This is a genomic window from Vibrio maerlii (genome assembly GCF_003415655.1).
GTDB classification, from domain to species: Bacteria; Pseudomonadota; Gammaproteobacteria; order Enterobacterales; family Vibrionaceae; genus Vibrio; species Vibrio maerlii.
Genome location: NZ_QRHC01000006.1, coordinates 201,657 through 216,982, shown reverse-complemented (window position 1 = coordinate 216,982; position 15,326 = coordinate 201,657). Strand labels below are relative to the sequence as shown.

Genomic DNA, 15,326 nt, shown 5'->3' with positions numbered 1-15,326 from the left:
ACTAATTCATTCCTAAAGGTTATTTGAGACATTAGTCGAAATCTATATCGTATGCCCCTCAATATAAAACACATAAATTCAATAAGGACATACCATGTCAGTAACGGCTATTGCTTGCTTAGCAGTATTTGTTGGCATTCTTTACTTTTTGTACGGACAGCAACAAAAACAACAAACCCTTTCTCGCCTTGTACTATTAGGTCTTGTGACCGGTAGTGCATTCGGCCTCGTTCTTCAACTTTTCTTTGGAGAAGGCAACCCAGTAATTAAAGAAACGTTAGATTGGGTTAACGTGGTTGGTCGTGGCTATGTTGGTCTATTGAAGATGGTCATCATGCCGCTTGTACTCGTTTCAATGATTGCCGCTGTTGTTAAACTTGAGAAGTCGGGCTCACTGGGCAAGATCTCAGGCCTGACTATTTCTGTTCTACTTGTCACCACGGCGATCTCAGCGATCATCGGTATTGCAGTAACACAAGTATTTGGCTTGAGTGCAGAAGGTTTGACAGAAGGCGCTCGCGAGACGGCACGTCTAGCGGCTCTAGAAACTCGCGTTGACCGAGTTAGCGATCTCACTATCCCACAAATGTTAGTAAGCTTTATCCCAACCAACCCATTTGCAGATCTAACCGGTGCACGCTCAACCTCTATCATCGCTGTCGTCATCTTCGGTGTTTTAACGGGTATTGCGGCTCGTAAAGTAATGGCAGAAAAAGAAGAGCTTGAGTCACCAATCCGCACCTTTGTTGAAGCGGCACAGTCTATTGTAATGCGCCTGGTTAAGATGATCATGGCTCTAACACCTTACGGTATTGCAGCTCTAATGGCGAAAGTGGTTGCCACTTCAAGCGCGTCAGACATTCTGAACCTACTTGGTTTCATCGTCGCGTCGTACGTCGCTATCTTCCTGATGTTCATTGTTCACGGCTTACTGGTTTCGTTTGTTGGTGTTTCGCCAAAAGAGTACTTCAAGAAAATCTGGCCTGTTCTGACATTCGCATTTACGTCTCGTAGCTCAGCAGCGACAATTCCACTTAACGTTGAAGCTCAGATCACTAAACTAAATGTTCCACCAGCGATTGCTAATCTGTCTGCTTCGTTTGGTGCAACAATTGGCCAAAATGGTTGTGCGGGCATCTACCCTGCTATGTTGGCTGTCATGGTTGCTCCAACTGTGGGCATCAACCCAATGGACATCAACTTCCTGCTTTCTCTGATTGCCATTATTACCATTAGCTCTTTTGGTATCGCTGGTGTTGGTGGTGGTGCAACATTCGCAGCCCTAATCGTGCTACCAGCAATGGGACTACCAGTAACGATTGCAGCGCTACTTATCTCTATCGAACCACTGATTGATATGGCTCGCACGGCACTTAATGTTTCAGGCGCAATGACTGCTGGTACGATTACAAGTCGATTACTGAAAGACAAAGAAGCAACAGCAGAGCTTAACGAAGCCAACGCATAATCTGGGCTTCTGAATATAAGCTTCTACATAAACCTCCAAACAGCTGGCCTTTCGTCAGCTGTTTTTGTTTGTGGCCATTTGTTTTCTTTTTGCTAACCAATTGTTACAAACCGTATCCCCTGCTATCCTGCAATTATCTGTTTTTAATGACGTTCAATCGAACAGAGGCATTATGATTTCTCGCTTTTCCAAACTATTCGCCGTTATTACCAGCTTTGTATTACTTGGTGGCTGTGCCAGCTATTCCATCACAGAGCAGGAGATGACAAGCTACTTGACTGACAACATCGCTATGAATCAGTCTGTCGGGGTACAACCGCTCCTTTATGCCGAAGTCTCAGTAGATGACTTAGAAGTCAAAATTGGTCGAGCAGACGCAGACAGAATCAGTGTCTTCGCAAACACTACGGCCGATGTGCAGATGTATAACACTCCGAATAAGTCTCTCGACTTGGATATTGAGTTCAGTGCCGTTCCTGAATACAACAAAGATACCGGTGAGATCTTCCTAAAGTCATTGAAGCTAGAACGCTTTGAAGAAAAAAGTGGTCAACTGCCCTCGAATCTCGTGATGTTACTAGAACCTGCGGTCTCGACCATCGGTTATGCGCTGTCTCAACAGCCCGCATATAAACTCGACTCATCAGACTTTAAACAATCGCTGTTGAAGTCAGCTGAACCGAACTTGGTCATCAAAGGAAATAAATTGGTCATAGACCTACTAGACTGATAAAAATCTAAGAAATCATTCATAAATGATGATTTAAGCAGCGCACGACACTCTCGTGCGCTGTTTTTTTATGCAATTGTGAGCAAGAAGAACAACGTCAATTGCCATGGCGATCATTGGGTGGTGTAATAACGATAACAGTTTGAGTTATTTAGGTTACCGACATGCAGCAAAGCGATCAGCCAACCCTCTTTTTCTTCGATTATGAAACATGGGGTACCAGTCCCGGCTTAGACCGCCCAAGTCAGTTTGCTGGCGTTCGTACCGACCTAGATTTAAATATCATTGGTGAACCACTTGTCATCTATTGCCAGCCACCATCAGATTACCTTCCTTCTCCAGAAGCAGCACTCATCACAGGGATAATTCCGCAAAAAGCACAGCAAGAAGGTCTGCCTGAGCATGAGTTTATTCGACTTATTCATCAAGAGTTCGCAAAACCAAATACCACTAGCCTAGGTTATAACAACATCCGCTTCGATGACGAAGTCACTCGCTATACCTGTTACCGTAACTTTATCGACCCTTATGCATGGGCTTGGCAAAACGGTAATTCTCGTTGGGATCTGCTTGATGTAATGCGAGCCGTTCACGCTTTGCGCCCTGAGGGTATTGAGTGGCCAGAAAACGATGAAGGCTTCCCTAGCTTCAAACTAGAACACCTTTCGGTTGCTAACGGCATCGAGCACAGTAACGCCCACGATGCGATGGCGGATGTGATTGCCACAATTGAGATGGCAAAGAAAATCAAAACCGCTCAACCTAAGATGTTTGATTACCTGTACTCGATGCGTCACAAGCGTAAGCTCAATGAGCTCGTCGATATTGTCAATATGACTCCTCTTGTCCATGTATCTGGTATGTTAGGTAAAGAGTGTAACTACACAAGCTGGGTAGTACCGGTTGCTTGGCATCCAACCAATAACAATGCTGCTGTGGTGGTTGATTTGGCCAAAGATCCAAGTCCTCTTATCGAACTGGATAGTGACCAACTTCGCGAAAGGCTCTACACAAAGCGTGAAGACCTACTTCCTGAAGAGTTGCCTATACCAATTAAACTCGTTCACCTAAACAAGTGCCCGATTCTTGCTCCAGCAAAAACACTCACAGCAGAGAACGCGGAGAACCTGGCAATTGATCGTGAACAGTGTTTAGCTAACCTAGCCATTCTTCGTAAGCATCCTGAGATTAGAGAAAAGCTGATTGGCCTATATAGCCAAGATCGTGAATTTGAGAAGTCTGAGAACGTGGATACTCAGCTTTATGACGGGTTCTTCTCTCCAGCCGATCGAGCTGCGATGGATATCATCCGAGAAGCAAAACCAGAAAGCCTCGCTGAAATTGAACTCAATGTTGCTGATGAACGAATCAAACCACTGCTGTTCCGCTACCGAGCCCGCAACTTCCCGTGGACACTCTCTGAATCAGAGCAACAGACGTGGGCAGCTCACTCGAGAGACTATTTCGAAACTCGAATCGAAGGCTACATGTTGAATCTTGAAAACCTAGTTCACGAAAACGAAAGTGACCAAGCAAAGCTCAACATTTTAAAATCAGTCTACAAGTACGTAGAAAAACTCGTGAGCTAAAAATAACTTATGGTCAAAACCTTCTTTAACTACATCACATCATTTGCACTGATTTGGCTTAGCTTGTTTATCGGGCAAGCAATTCAAGCTCTATTGGGAATTTCCATTCCTGGTAGCATCATCGGAATGTTGATTTTGTTTTCACTATTAACGAGTGGTCTAGTGAAAGTTGAGTGGGTTAAACCCGGTGCATCTTTGTTCATTCGCTATATGATCTTGCTGTTTGTGCCTATAAGTACCGGTTTGATGAACCATTTTGAGTTGCTCATCAGTAATGCACTGCCAATCGTCGCAAGTGTGGTCGGTGGAACACTGCTTGTTATGGTCATTTTAGGTCTTTGGCTTGAGCGTTTCTTAACGGGAGCAAACAAGTAATGTGGATTTTACTGACTGTCACAGTATTTTTTGTCTGTCGTTATGTGTGCCAGAAACTCAATACCCCGCTGGCAAACCCTTTACTCTTTAGCGTTGCGATTATTATCCCAATCCTACTGGCTTTAGACATAGATTTTGATACCTATTATGCTGACAACACATTCATTAGTATGCTGCTGCAACCTGCTGTTGTCGCTCTAGCTCTACCTCTATATGAACAACTTCCACAGATCAGAACAAACTGGCGCATCATCATGTTGGCATGTGTGGTCGGAAGTGGGCTATCTCTGTTTACCGCTTCAACATTCGCTGTGTTCTTCGGGGCTGACCTCACCCTTGTCGCAAGTGTACTGGGTAAGTCTGTAACCACCCCTATAGCAATGGAGATTTCTAGCCAAATGGGTGGAGAAGCGGCAATTGCAGCCATCCTCGTACTTATTGCAGGATTAGTTGGTGCTTTGTTTGCCTACCCTATCTATCAATTTTTAGGGATTCAGCACCCTATTGCCAAAGGCCTGACAATGGGCAATGTATCGCACGCACTCGGGACTGCGACGAGTGCCGAAAAAGATCCACGAGACGCAGCGTTCAGTTCTCTCGCATTGGTCATTTGTGGTGTGATCACTTCAATTCTCGCTCCTCTAGCCTATGACTATGCTCTGTGGTTAAGCATCATCCTTAGATAGTAATCTCCATTAATTCAGCTTGCGAACCTGTTTCCAACGGCGTCCTCGGCCCTAAAATATGAGTGAGATCACTCACACAGTGAGAAATGAAACCCTGTTACAATTATATTGGTGATCTATATCACTTTATTTATCTAATTTGATCATAGAATGAGTATCAAATAATAGTTAAATACACTCAGGATCTCTTATGCAAGCTACCCTACAAGATGCTCTAGCTTCATTTCCTAGCGAAGTCGCTCAGTACCTCACCGATATTATGAGCCGTGATACTTTCTCTGCGTCCATCTCTGCTGAGGAGTTTGCTCATCTACGCAAGCTTTCTGGTTTAGATGATAACGAACTGCGTGTGGCTCTCCTTCCACTGGCTGCAACGTTCTCACATGCGCCAATCTCTAACTTTTATGTTGGTGCTATCGCTCGCGGCTTGTCCGGTAATTTGTACTTTGGTGCAAACATGGAATTTTCTGGTACTCAGCTAGGTCAAACGGTCCACGCGGAACAATCAGCGATTTCACATGCTTGGATGAAAGGTGAAACGGGCCTGAAAGACATTACTATTAACTTCAGTCCTTGCGGCCACTGTCGTCAGTTTATGAATGAGATCTCTACGGCTGAAACACTGAACATCCAGCTACCAGAACGTGATGAAAAGACGCTGCATGAATACCTGCCTGAAGCCTTCGGCCCTTCTGACCTTGGTATCACGACTCCACTGATGCACACCGTTGACCATAACGTTGCATCTCAAAGTAATGATAAGCTAATCGCAGAAGCAGTTTCCGCGTTAAACAAGAGTCATGCGCCTTATACTAAGAACTTTAGCGGTGTTGCTATTCAAACTAAATCTGGTGCTCTCTATCTCGGTAGCTATGCAGAAAACGCTGCGTTCAACCCAAGTCTCCCCCCTCTGCAAGTTGCTCTAATTCAACTGACACTGAACAACGAAGCGCTAGAAGATATCGCAGCGGTCGCGCTCGCAGAGATGACTGATGCAACCATCAGCCACCTAGCTGACACGCAAGCGACCATCGAGTCGATTAACCCAGATATACCGGTTTCTTACGCGTCTTTATAATCATTTCCAACCTCAAAAAGCGCTCTTCATTCAATATGAGCGCTTTCCTTTTTAAACCTTACGCAAACGTTTGCTTTTCTAGTTAAAACCAGTATCATCTTCGCCAATCAAACTGCTAGTTGGATTGAATACTCTACTAACTGGCTGCTACACAATTTAATATCGAAAGGTTTTAGTGATGTTTGGAACTGCTACCCGTGAAAGTGCAACTCGTGTTCTTCTATTAGGTTCTGGTGAACTGGGCAAGGAAGTGGCTATTGAATGCCAACGTCTAGGTTTAGAAGTAATTGCATGCGATCGTTATGAAGACGCACCGGCTATGCAAGTCGCTCACCGTAGTTATGTTGTTAACATGCTCGATGGTGAAGAGTTAGAGCGTATCATCGAAACTGAGAAACCGGATTACGTTGTTCCAGAAATTGAAGCTATTGCAACAGATAAGCTGTTAGAGCTTGAAGAAAAAGGCCTTAACGTAGTTCCATGCGCACAAGCAACTAAGCTAACCATGAATCGTGAGGGTATTCGTCGCCTAGCCGCCGAAGAGCTTTCTCTACCAACATCGCCATACCAATTTGCAGACAGCTTCGAAAGCTTTGCGAAAGCAGTAGAAGAAGTTGGTATACCTTGCGTGGTTAAACCTGTAATGAGCTCTTCTGGTAAAGGCCAGAGTGTTATCAAAACAGAGGAAGACGTTCAAAAAGCTTGGGACTACGCACAGGAAGGTGGCCGTTCTGGCGCTGGTCGTGTAATCGTTGAAGGCTTTATCGATTTTGATTATGAGATCACGCTATTGACTGTTCGTGCCGTTGACGGTGTTCACTTCTGTACTCCAATCGGTCACCGCCAAGAAGATGGTGATTACCGAGAGTCTTGGCAGCCACAAGCTATGACAGAAAACGCTCGTAAAGCAGCTGAATACGTCGCTGAATCTGTTGTTAATGCGCTAGGTGGCTACGGCATCTTTGGTGTAGAGCTATTTGTGAAAGGCGATCGTGTCATTTTTAACGAAGTCTCTCCTCGCCCACACGATACTGGCCTAGTGACATTGATTTCTCAAGAAATGTCTGAGTTTGCACTTCACGTTCGTGCATTCACAGGCATGCCAATCAACACCATTACTCAATACGGCCCATCTGCTTCTGCTGTTGTCCTTGGTCAAGGTACTTCGAACAATCTTCGTTACAGTGGCCTTAATGAAGCGTTAGCAATGCCGCAAACTCAAGTACGCCTGTTTGGTAAGCCTGACATTGATGGCCGCCGCCGCTTAGGTGTTGCCATCACGCGCCGTAATACGGTGGAACAAGCGATTGAAGATGCAATCACAAGCGCACAAAAAGTGAAAATCACTTACTAAGTTGCTTTATTCTTCTAACAGTCTCTTCATTAATGAAGAGATATCCTAAATCTAAAAAGGGCTGATTCAATCAGCCCTTTCGTATATTTGCAGTTTGGAAAAGTTACTCCAGCTCGATCAACCACACTTCCTCAGCAAAGCGCGACAAGCCCTTTTTCGCAATCTTAGGATGAGTCTCATCTGCCTCATCTCGCTCTAAGCGAGTAATCTTGAACCCTGAGAACAGCTGAGCGACTTCATCTTCATGGATACTAAATGGAGGGCCTGACATCTCATTTTGAGCATAATCTAGCGTCACTAATAAGATACGTCCTTTTTCACTGAGTAACGATTTCAAATGCTCCGCATATTGGAGTCGCATAGATTCTGGCAAAGCGACTAATGCTGCGCGGTCATAAATAATGTCTGCTTTGCTTAAAGGTGCAGTAAAGAAGTCCCCAACGTAAATCGACAACTCATCAAACTGATACAATTCGTGCTGGCCAGATACCGGCGTCACCATCGGAGTGTAAAAGTGCTCAGCAAAGAATGAACGCACTGCAATCTTACTTAGCTCCACACCTTGAATTTCGTCATGGCGTTGAGCAAGCCAAATCAAGTCTTCTGTTTTTCCACACAGAGGCACAAGTACCTTGTCATCGCGCTGCGGGTTAGTTGCTTGCCAGTGGTTAATTAATAGTGGATTGACATCTTCAAGATGAAATCCAATCTGATTCGATGCCCATTTCTGGTGCCAAAAATCTGGGTTTTCCATTACTTTCTCTTAGTCTTTTATTTTTGTGCCACAAGCCTACTAAAAAGTGATTAGGTCTGACAAGTTCGTTCATGTTCCATTCATTCGCTAGGCTTATACTTACTTAACTTTCACATCCGCATGACAAAGCTGTGGTGGATTGAGATCACAATAATCATGTTCTTTAAACGGTTCGACTTGTTATCTTGAATAGCGGCCCCATAACTGTTTATGCAGACAGATGACAACTTTCAGAACCTTTATTTCTTCCGTTTTACTGAACGTTATCACTGAGGACTGCGAATGAATTTATTTCTACGAACGACAGCATTAATGTTATTGATGCTTTCTCGCGCACCTGCATTTGCTGCATTACCTGGCGACACTCCGTCACTCTCCAATAGCAAACAATCTCAAAACGAGGTCTGCCCTCAAAAATTTAAACATAGCCTGACCGGCCTATATGGTATTGAACCGTTTAGCGCTAAAGTTCCGCAGCCATATGCTGACTTTGACGTTCTTTACGGCAAGTCGTTCCAAGCGCAAAGTGAACTCGAGATGATTTGCCGCCAGAGCGCACTTCATAGCTCGGCAAACACTGAGTTCAATGGCATCAAGTCTAAACAGCGCGCATGGGAAAAAGTGCAAACTGAACTGAACAACGACCCAACACAGATTACCGACATCGCTCGTGCAACAATCATTGCCGACGATATTCCATCACTCGTTGAGGCTTACGAAGTACTGAACCGCGAAGCGACGGTTGTACAAGTTAAGAACCGCTTTAAAGCGCCACGTGCATCAGGTTACCGTGATTTGAACGTTTTGGTTCAGTTGCCTAAAACAGGCATCATCGCTGAGGTGCAACTTCATTTGTCAGACATTGCCAACGTAAAAAGTGGCCCTGAACATAAGATCTATGAACAAGTTCAGAAAATCGAACGAGTTGCAGCCGCAGAACGTCGTGATATGAATGAATGGGAAATGGCTAAAGTGAAGCAGTTGGCTAACGAGAGTAAGTCTTTGTACCAGGCAGCTTGGCAGCCATACATTACGACTCACCTAGAGGCGGCATAAGTATTTCCTATACGGCACAACTGCTTATCATTTCAAAATAGAAGAGTTTGAAAAGAAAAGACCACGCTTTGGCGTGGTCTTATTGGCTTTACTTGTTGACTTCGATGCTTTCAACACGGGCTTTTAGTTTCTGCCCAGGGCGAAACGTAACAACTCGGCGTGCCGAGATTGGAATGTCTTCACCGGTTTTAGGGTTACGACCAGGGCGTTCATTTTTGTCACGAAGATCAAAATTACCAAACCCAGATAACTTCACCTGTTCACCATTTTCAAGAGCCTTACGGATCTCTTCAAAAAACACTTCCACCGTTTCCTTGGCGTCCCGCTTACTATATCCAAGCTTTTCAAACAGGTTCTCTGCCAAATCGGCTTTTGTGAGCGCCATAAAACTTCCTCAAAGCTATATTAAACCATGCCACCCCTTGGGTAGCGCCAAAGCATTATGTCCGATCAATCAACAACATATCGGCCATTCGTAGAAAAGTGTATGCCAAGCTTATGATTTTCGCCAACTTTTTTCTTAAACAATTCCTGATATAAGAATGAGGAAGAACGGTAATTTATTATTGCCCAATAAATTTACAGTCTAAAAAACCACACACACGCAATATCCAGCAGATAAATCCACACAACAAACCAATTGCAGAATTTAAGACCTTAAAAATCACTCTGTTCAAAAAATATACGTTTTATTAAAAAAGTGATATATGTCAGTTAGATAGGCTGATAGAACTGACATCAAAGTGCACATCATTTCATAGCATATCGATAGATTGCATTGCGACTTTTTTTCTTAGCACCGATCATCGCACGCTCTGAAGAGAGCATTGCTTCAACAAATGGTTCAAAACTAGAACGGGTATCTGCTTTAAATATACCTATCGTTGCTGACAGACGGTTAGTGGCTAATGAGTGAGGATGATCGATATTCAGATCATTTAACTCGGCTTGAACCCTCTCAGCTTGTCTCAGTGCCTTGCTTTCATCACCTTGTGACAGGAGAAGTAAGAACTCATCTCCTCCAATGCGGTAAACTTGAGTATCACCATCAATGCTTTGATTCAATGTGTTAGCCACTTTCGTCAATACTTGGTCACCTTTAATCAAGCCGTAGGTTTCGTTGTACCGTTTCATACAATCAATATCGATCATTAGCCCCGTTAACGCCTTTGGAGCATCTGGGCTTTGGAATCGCTCTTTCAGATACTCTGATAAGCCATGACGATTGTGAAGTCCAGTAAGTGGATCAGTATGATAAATCAATTCACGATACTGATGTTGCTCCTGCTGCTCTAACAGCTCTCCGTTATGTACAAAGGAAACAGCAAGGTAGTTGGCTATCTGTTCAACAATCTTCACATGGAGATTGTTGTATGCATATACGGTATCTTTTTGAACACTAAACACCCCAATCACGTTACTCTGAAAAACAATAGGAGTTGTGATAACCGAGGTGCCACCGCATTCGGCAGGGTTGTCTTCCCCGACATAAATGTCTGCTAGGCGATATTTTTCATCAAGATAGTTGGAGATTTCTTGGTCGCTACAAGTGTTGAGATGCAACGTTTGTTGATTCTTAACACAGTAAATGCCCAAACGGGAAATCTCGCTACAATCTATTTCAAACCCCGGCCGAAACTCCCCATTGTCAAGTTGGTAACGGTATTCAAGTACATCTCTGTCTCTATAGTAAATAGACAAGCTAAACGCCGAACATGGCACAGTATTTTGAATGCACTCATAGATAGCTAACACATCGTCTGGAGTGTCACTTGAGCTGGCGATCAACTGTCCTAAACTGTTAATTTGGTCCAACTGCTCAGTAACCTTGCGAGACTGCTGCAACTCGAAGCTGTTTTTGGCATTCCCTATCGCACGCTGAATATATTTGGATTCGTTTTTTCGGTTCTTTTCTATCTCATTTTGCTGTGCATCCGCCAATAGACGCAAGCATCGACTCTCTTCCAAAGAATCATTAAGTTTATGATGACTATCCGACAGCACCTGTAAAAGGGCAACACGAATCTTTATTTGTGTTCCGACGCTTTTTGAACTCAATGCTTGATTACAAAACTTAACAGCTAACTGATAATTTGAAGTTTCATAAAGGAAGCGGCTGTACGCTCTATAAAACTCAAGCTCAATAACGACATCTTTGTTGTTTCGCGTAAAGTTATATACCGCTTTGAAGTCTTGTGCGGCTTCAGGCAAACGCTTAAGAACTTCAAAAGTCATCGCCCGATAGAGCAGCGTCCACGCATGAGCAGACGTAAATCCTTGTTCGCGGCTGTATGCTTCCGCCTTATTAAGGCTTTCAAGACCAGCGTCGGCTTGCATAGTACGCATCAGCGAATAGCCTGAATTTGCCAGAGCCAGTGCATACACAGGAGGATTGTCAGCTTGCTCTCCGGCGCTAACCGCTTTCATGCTGTGCTTTAACGAACTCTGATAATCTTCAAGCTCGATATAAATGCCGGACAGGTTGGTATTAAGGAAAAGAGAGAGATTATGGTCATCGTCACGTAAGGTCTCTTCCGCTTCAGTAAAGAACTCTTGCGACAAATAGAATTGCTCGGTGAATGCATAAAGCGTAGCCAGATAGACACAAGAATAGGAGTGAACAACATTAAAGTGGGTATCTCGGACCTGTTGGATAATACTTAAAAACAGCTCTATCGCCTTTGCGTATTCATCTTGACGAAACGCTAAAGTCGCCTCTAAGTAATCTCCGTAGATAGGGTTTAATGTATAGTCTTGCTGCAAAAGCTTTTTCAATTCTTCTTTTGCACTCAATACACCAGCAACATTCCTGTCACCATGAAGCTCGACGATCATTTGATCGGCTTTCGCTTCTACCTCTCTTATCATAGCTAACCTGCAAATAACAAAACGACATACCATTTATCATAATATCAGGTTTTACCGGCAGGTAAACTGCCTATAAAATGGAATGTTGCTGCCCTCTCTTTTTATTAGAAATATAACGACTAGAAAGTCATCAAGAGTTACAAAACATCCAAGTTTTCGCTAAAGAAAGTGAATTTAAAGCGCTACAATTAATGAATTGCTTACTCGCAACACAACCCCAACAAAGAGAACCCTAAAGTAGCCAACCATGTCTAAAGATTCCGGTTTCACCACAGAATATACCCTCGACAAAGCATTTTTTGCCGAGTGTTTTGATCAAACAAGTCAGCCTATTAAGTTCCCACACGCGTACTGGAAGAGCTTACTTTTCCTCATTTTTGGTGTCGGTCTATTAGAACTCGAACTCTTACCAAACGGATACGTTGGCTGGTTCTTTATTGTTTTGAGTGTGGTTGAAGCATTCAGTGTTTACTGCAGACGTACCTGGTGGTTATGGCGACAAACGATCAGCTCAGGAGCAAACAGCAAAGTTATCTTCGAAGGTGATGAAGATGGCGTCACGTATACCAACCGTAAGACAAGCAATACGCTGGCTTGGAATAACATCGATCAAGTTGAGCAGACTGACCTCGGGCTTATCCTTCATATTGGTAAGCAGCGTCAATATGTCAGTAAGTCTTGTCTGGATGAAGATGCCGTCGTATTTATACTTGAACAGCATGAGAAATCGAAAGCGAAATAGCATCAAGCAAATCGCTGCCTAACACTAAGGCCTCGCATAGACGAGGCCTTAATTCAATTGATTCAGCTTACTGGCTCAGCTCACCAAACCTCGGCAAACTCTTCACGAACCTCTGGTGCACATCCATATAAGTTTGCGTATAGATTTCATCAATGCTGTCATTGCTTGGAAAGCTCGATGAAAAATTAGCATGCTTGTGATCAATGGATAATTTAGCTGCCTCAATGATATGCGCGATGAACATTCTAGGGTCCTCTAAACCAATTGAGATACGCATCGTGGTGGGTTTAATACCCGCTTCATCAAGCGCATCATCACTGAGCTCTGAATGCGTCGTAAGTGCCGGACATAAGGCCACCGTGTTAGTTTGTCCAAGGCTCACTTGCATTCCGATCGCAGGCTCAAGCATGTCGAAGAACTGCTTAAATCCATCACGATTGATTGGGGCACGATTGCCATTACCTTCCATATCAATAGTAAACAGCGCCGCTGGTAACCCTAAGTACATGTTATTCTGGCAGTGCTCATAGTTATCACTGTCTGGCAATGCAGGGCACGACACATTGATGTCAGGATGGGCATCAAAAATCTTCGCAAGAGTCAGAGTATTAATGGTTTTTTGCACCACGCGCATCTCATAGGTTTTCATGCCGTTGAGCACTTCAAACGCCTTGTCCGCATCTAAAAATGCACCCTTGATGTAGTACACATTCCAAAACAGCGTCTCGTTCCATGGAATGATAACTTCGTTTCCGTTAGGTTTAGTGAAGGTAACCTCTTCGCCTTTTGGAACAAACATGGTCTCGTTTCGACCAATCACCACGCCTGCGGTTGTGGTGCCAGAACCCGCCAATTCTTTGGTGTAAGAGTGAATCACATAATCAGGTCTTTCCATTACATCATCACGTTTGAGTACAGGGTGCAATAGTGGTGTGCCCACCGTAGAATCCACAATGACATCCCAACCACGAGAGTGACTCACTTTACTTATATTGGCGACATCCAACACATATCCATGCGGGTTACACGGTGACTCGAGGTAGACGTAGATTTTCTTACCCGCAGCAATGCGATCTGCATATTTGTCGGCTACCTCATCAAGGCGAGCAGCAAACTCATCTCCTGAGTAACCATCCACCCACTCTACCGCGACATTGAGGTTAGAAGGCTTCCCAAACCAATCTTCTAACAACTGATAAGAACCGCCATAGATATTGCGCGATGCTAATACAATGTCTTCATGGCCAAGCAGATGGCTCAACAGCCCATCAATCGCCGCCATACCGGAGTTAAAATTCCATGCGAGATATTCGTTCGCTCTCGAACCTGCTTCAAGATCCACCATGTGATTAGCCAGTGAGATCGAGGTGGGGTTGAGAAGTCGCGAATAGATATCGTGCAGCGGCTCTTTGCCGTTGAATGCATCTTCAATCCATTCTGTACACGCAAACAAATAGGTCGCAGTCCTCGTAATCACTGGGCTTGCAGAAAATATCGCAGCCACATTGTCGAAAATAGGATACGCACCTTTTGAGGCAAAGTTGCCATTATTGGTCGCTATGGACTGGTAAGTCGCGCGCATCGGATTTTGAAGATTATCTAGGATCTTAGCAATCTGAAACGACAAAAATCGTTTGGCATTAAACCAAGCGATTCGATCACTCTTATCGAGCTCTGAAAGCCCATCAACGGTTATTGCCCAAAGGTCGTGTGTTTTGCTGTTAGCTTTGTACAGTGTCGTCGCCAGTTCAATCAGCGTGGTGCCGTACTCACTTTTTGGGTCGATACCAAAATGCTGTGCTTGCTCTATAGCAAGGGCTTCTGCTTGTTCGTGTTTGGTTGTTTTACGCAGTGGACTAAGTTGAGTTGAAGTGTTCATAATTCCTTTATCGTTCCATCCTCGTGTACCTCCATTAATTTTAGTATTCGGCTCGTTCTAATAATTGCTATTTACGAAGTAAGACATACACTTTGAGCAATAATATTGCCGAATTTGATTTATTAATGATGGAATATGCCAATGGATGAGATAGATAAGAAGATATTAGCTGAACTGCAAAGCAACGCACGACTCACTAACCAAGAACTGGCAGATCGAGTCGCACTGTCGCCCTCACCTTGCCTACGCCGAGTGCGAGCGTTAGAAAAACAAGGTGTCATCCGTGGCTACCACGCCAGTGTCGACCAAGAAGCCTGCGGACTGCCTATTAATGTATTCGTATTAGTAAAACTCGAAAAACCGACAGAAGAGAACATGAAAGACTTCGAGCAACACATAGAATTGATTGAAGAAGTATTAGAGTGTTTTCTGATGACAGGGAATCACGACTACCTATTACACGTAGTCAGTGAGTCGCTTAAAAGCTACGAGCAATTTATTCGCAAGCAATTAACTCGATTGCCAAACATCGCCTCTATTGAGTCGAGCTTTGCCTTTGGGCAGGTAAAGGCGAAGACGAAGTTGCCAATTAGGTGAACTGAATTGGGCGCTGTTTTTTAGTGCTTATAATGGCTAACGCAAACTCGATTTTGCCCCAAAATCATTTAGCAGTCGATTCCTGAGCACTTCCCCATGTCAGTTCTTGACCTACATTTTCTAATAGAAGATTATGACCCTAGTTGAGCA

At 44.0% G+C, this 15,326-nt stretch carries 14 protein-coding genes; 10 read left to right on the top strand and 4 right to left on the bottom strand.

The window, feature by feature from the left end; all coding sequences use genetic code 11:
- The first annotated feature begins 94 nt into the window (after window positions 1–94).
- From DPF91_RS12315 to purT, 7 genes are all read left to right on the top strand, one after another.
- Complete coding sequence (locus tag DPF91_RS12315; RefSeq protein WP_117234729.1) at window positions 95–1,468, top strand: L-cystine transporter; 1,374 nt, start codon at window positions 95–97, stop codon at window positions 1,466–1,468.
- 172 nt (window positions 1,469–1,640) lie between these two features.
- Window positions 1,641–2,198: a YceB family lipoprotein gene (locus DPF91_RS12310; protein ID WP_117234728.1), complete on the top strand. Its 558-nt coding sequence runs from the start codon at window positions 1,641–1,643 to the stop codon at window positions 2,196–2,198.
- Window positions 2,199–2,362: 164 nt separating this feature from the next.
- Complete coding sequence (gene sbcB / locus DPF91_RS12305; protein ID WP_117234727.1) at window positions 2,363–3,787, top strand: exodeoxyribonuclease I; 1,425 nt, start codon at window positions 2,363–2,365, stop codon at window positions 3,785–3,787.
- A 9-nt stretch (window positions 3,788–3,796) separates the two neighbouring features.
- The gene (locus DPF91_RS12300; RefSeq protein ID WP_117234726.1) at window positions 3,797–4,162 is read left to right on the top strand and encodes a CidA/LrgA family protein; all 366 of its coding nucleotides are present in this window, start codon (window positions 3,797–3,799) and stop codon (window positions 4,160–4,162) included.
- Window positions 4,162–4,848 carry an LrgB family protein gene (locus DPF91_RS12295; protein WP_117234725.1) on the top strand — a complete coding sequence of 229 codons (687 nt, stop codon included), beginning with the start codon at window positions 4,162–4,164 and terminating at the stop codon, window positions 4,846–4,848. Before DPF91_RS12300 ends, DPF91_RS12295 begins: the two co-directional genes overlap by 1 nt.
- A 190-nt stretch (window positions 4,849–5,038) precedes the next feature.
- Complete coding sequence (cdd, locus tag DPF91_RS12290; protein ID WP_117234724.1) at window positions 5,039–5,926, top strand: cytidine deaminase; 888 nt, start codon at window positions 5,039–5,041, stop codon at window positions 5,924–5,926.
- Window positions 5,927–6,104: 178 nt separating this feature from the next.
- On the top strand, window positions 6,105–7,280 hold the full coding sequence (gene purT, locus DPF91_RS12285; RefSeq protein ID WP_117234723.1) for a formate-dependent phosphoribosylglycinamide formyltransferase: 1,176 nt from the start codon (window positions 6,105–6,107) through the stop codon (window positions 7,278–7,280).
- A gap of 103 nt (window positions 7,281–7,383) precedes the next feature.
- On the opposite strand, the gene DPF91_RS12280 is transcribed toward purT, so the two are convergent.
- A complete protein-coding gene (locus DPF91_RS12280; RefSeq protein ID WP_117234722.1) occupies window positions 7,384–8,034 on the bottom strand; it encodes a thiopurine S-methyltransferase in 651 nt (216 codons plus the stop codon).
- 282 nt (window positions 8,035–8,316) lie between these two features.
- Between DPF91_RS12280 and DPF91_RS12275 the strand changes: the two genes are divergently transcribed.
- Window positions 8,317–9,090 (top strand): nucleotidyltransferase family protein, encoded by a 774-nt coding sequence (locus tag DPF91_RS12275; protein ID WP_117234721.1) that lies wholly within the window; start codon window positions 8,317–8,319, stop codon window positions 9,088–9,090.
- An 88-nt stretch (window positions 9,091–9,178) separates the two neighbouring features.
- Here DPF91_RS12275 and ihfA read toward each other — a convergent pair whose 3' ends face one another.
- Together ihfA and DPF91_RS12265 are read right to left on the bottom strand one after the other, a co-directional pair.
- Window positions 9,179–9,475, bottom strand: a complete 297-nt coding sequence (ihfA, locus tag DPF91_RS12270; RefSeq protein WP_117234720.1) for an integration host factor subunit alpha — start codon at window positions 9,473–9,475, stop codon at window positions 9,179–9,181.
- Between the two features lie 365 nt (window positions 9,476–9,840).
- Window positions 9,841–11,958, bottom strand: a complete 2,118-nt coding sequence (locus DPF91_RS12265; protein ID WP_164684137.1) for a sensor domain-containing diguanylate cyclase — start codon at window positions 11,956–11,958, stop codon at window positions 9,841–9,843.
- A 247-nt stretch (window positions 11,959–12,205) separates the two neighbouring features.
- Between DPF91_RS12265 and DPF91_RS12260 the strand changes: the two genes are divergently transcribed.
- Window positions 12,206–12,700: a YcxB family protein gene (locus DPF91_RS12260; protein WP_117234718.1), complete on the top strand. Its 495-nt coding sequence runs from the start codon at window positions 12,206–12,208 to the stop codon at window positions 12,698–12,700.
- 67 nt (window positions 12,701–12,767) lie between these two features.
- Here the strand turns inward: DPF91_RS12260 and DPF91_RS12255 are convergent, their stop codons facing one another.
- Window positions 12,768–14,579, bottom strand: coding sequence for an aminotransferase class I/II-fold pyridoxal phosphate-dependent enzyme (locus tag DPF91_RS12255; protein WP_117234717.1), 1,812 nt, complete (start codon window positions 14,577–14,579; stop codon window positions 12,768–12,770).
- 141 nt (window positions 14,580–14,720) lie between these two features.
- Between DPF91_RS12255 and DPF91_RS12250 the strand changes: the two genes are divergently transcribed.
- Entirely contained in the window at window positions 14,721–15,176 is a 456-nt protein-coding gene (locus tag DPF91_RS12250) for an Lrp/AsnC family transcriptional regulator (protein ID WP_117234716.1), read from the top strand.
- The last annotated feature ends 150 nt before the right edge of the window (window positions 15,177–15,326 follow it).

Coding starts and splice junctions, on each gene's coding strand:
- DPF91_RS12315 (WP_117234729.1), top strand. CDS start 95: ATGTCAGTAACGGCTATTGCTTGCTTAGCAGTATTTGTTGGCATTCTT.
- DPF91_RS12310 (WP_117234728.1), top strand. CDS start 1,641: ATGATTTCTCGCTTTTCCAAACTATTCGCCGTTATTACCAGCTTTGTA.
- sbcB (WP_117234727.1), top strand. CDS start 2,363: ATGCAGCAAAGCGATCAGCCAACCCTCTTTTTCTTCGATTATGAAACA.
- DPF91_RS12300 (WP_117234726.1), top strand. CDS start 3,797: ATGGTCAAAACCTTCTTTAACTACATCACATCATTTGCACTGATTTGG.
- DPF91_RS12295 (WP_117234725.1), top strand. CDS start 4,162: ATGTGGATTTTACTGACTGTCACAGTATTTTTTGTCTGTCGTTATGTG.
- cdd (WP_117234724.1), top strand. CDS start 5,039: ATGCAAGCTACCCTACAAGATGCTCTAGCTTCATTTCCTAGCGAAGTC.
- purT (WP_117234723.1), top strand. CDS start 6,105: ATGTTTGGAACTGCTACCCGTGAAAGTGCAACTCGTGTTCTTCTATTA.
- DPF91_RS12280 (WP_117234722.1), bottom strand. CDS start 8,034: ATGGAAAACCCAGATTTTTGGCACCAGAAATGGGCATCGAATCAGATT.
- DPF91_RS12275 (WP_117234721.1), top strand. CDS start 8,317: ATGAATTTATTTCTACGAACGACAGCATTAATGTTATTGATGCTTTCT.
- ihfA (WP_117234720.1), bottom strand. CDS start 9,475: ATGGCGCTCACAAAAGCCGATTTGGCAGAGAACCTGTTTGAAAAGCTT.
- DPF91_RS12265 (WP_164684137.1), bottom strand. CDS start 11,958: ATGATAAGAGAGGTAGAAGCGAAAGCCGATCAAATGATCGTCGAGCTT.
- DPF91_RS12260 (WP_117234718.1), top strand. CDS start 12,206: ATGTCTAAAGATTCCGGTTTCACCACAGAATATACCCTCGACAAAGCA.
- DPF91_RS12255 (WP_117234717.1), bottom strand. CDS start 14,579: ATGAACACTTCAACTCAACTTAGTCCACTGCGTAAAACAACCAAACAC.
- DPF91_RS12250 (WP_117234716.1), top strand. CDS start 14,721: ATGGATGAGATAGATAAGAAGATATTAGCTGAACTGCAAAGCAACGCA.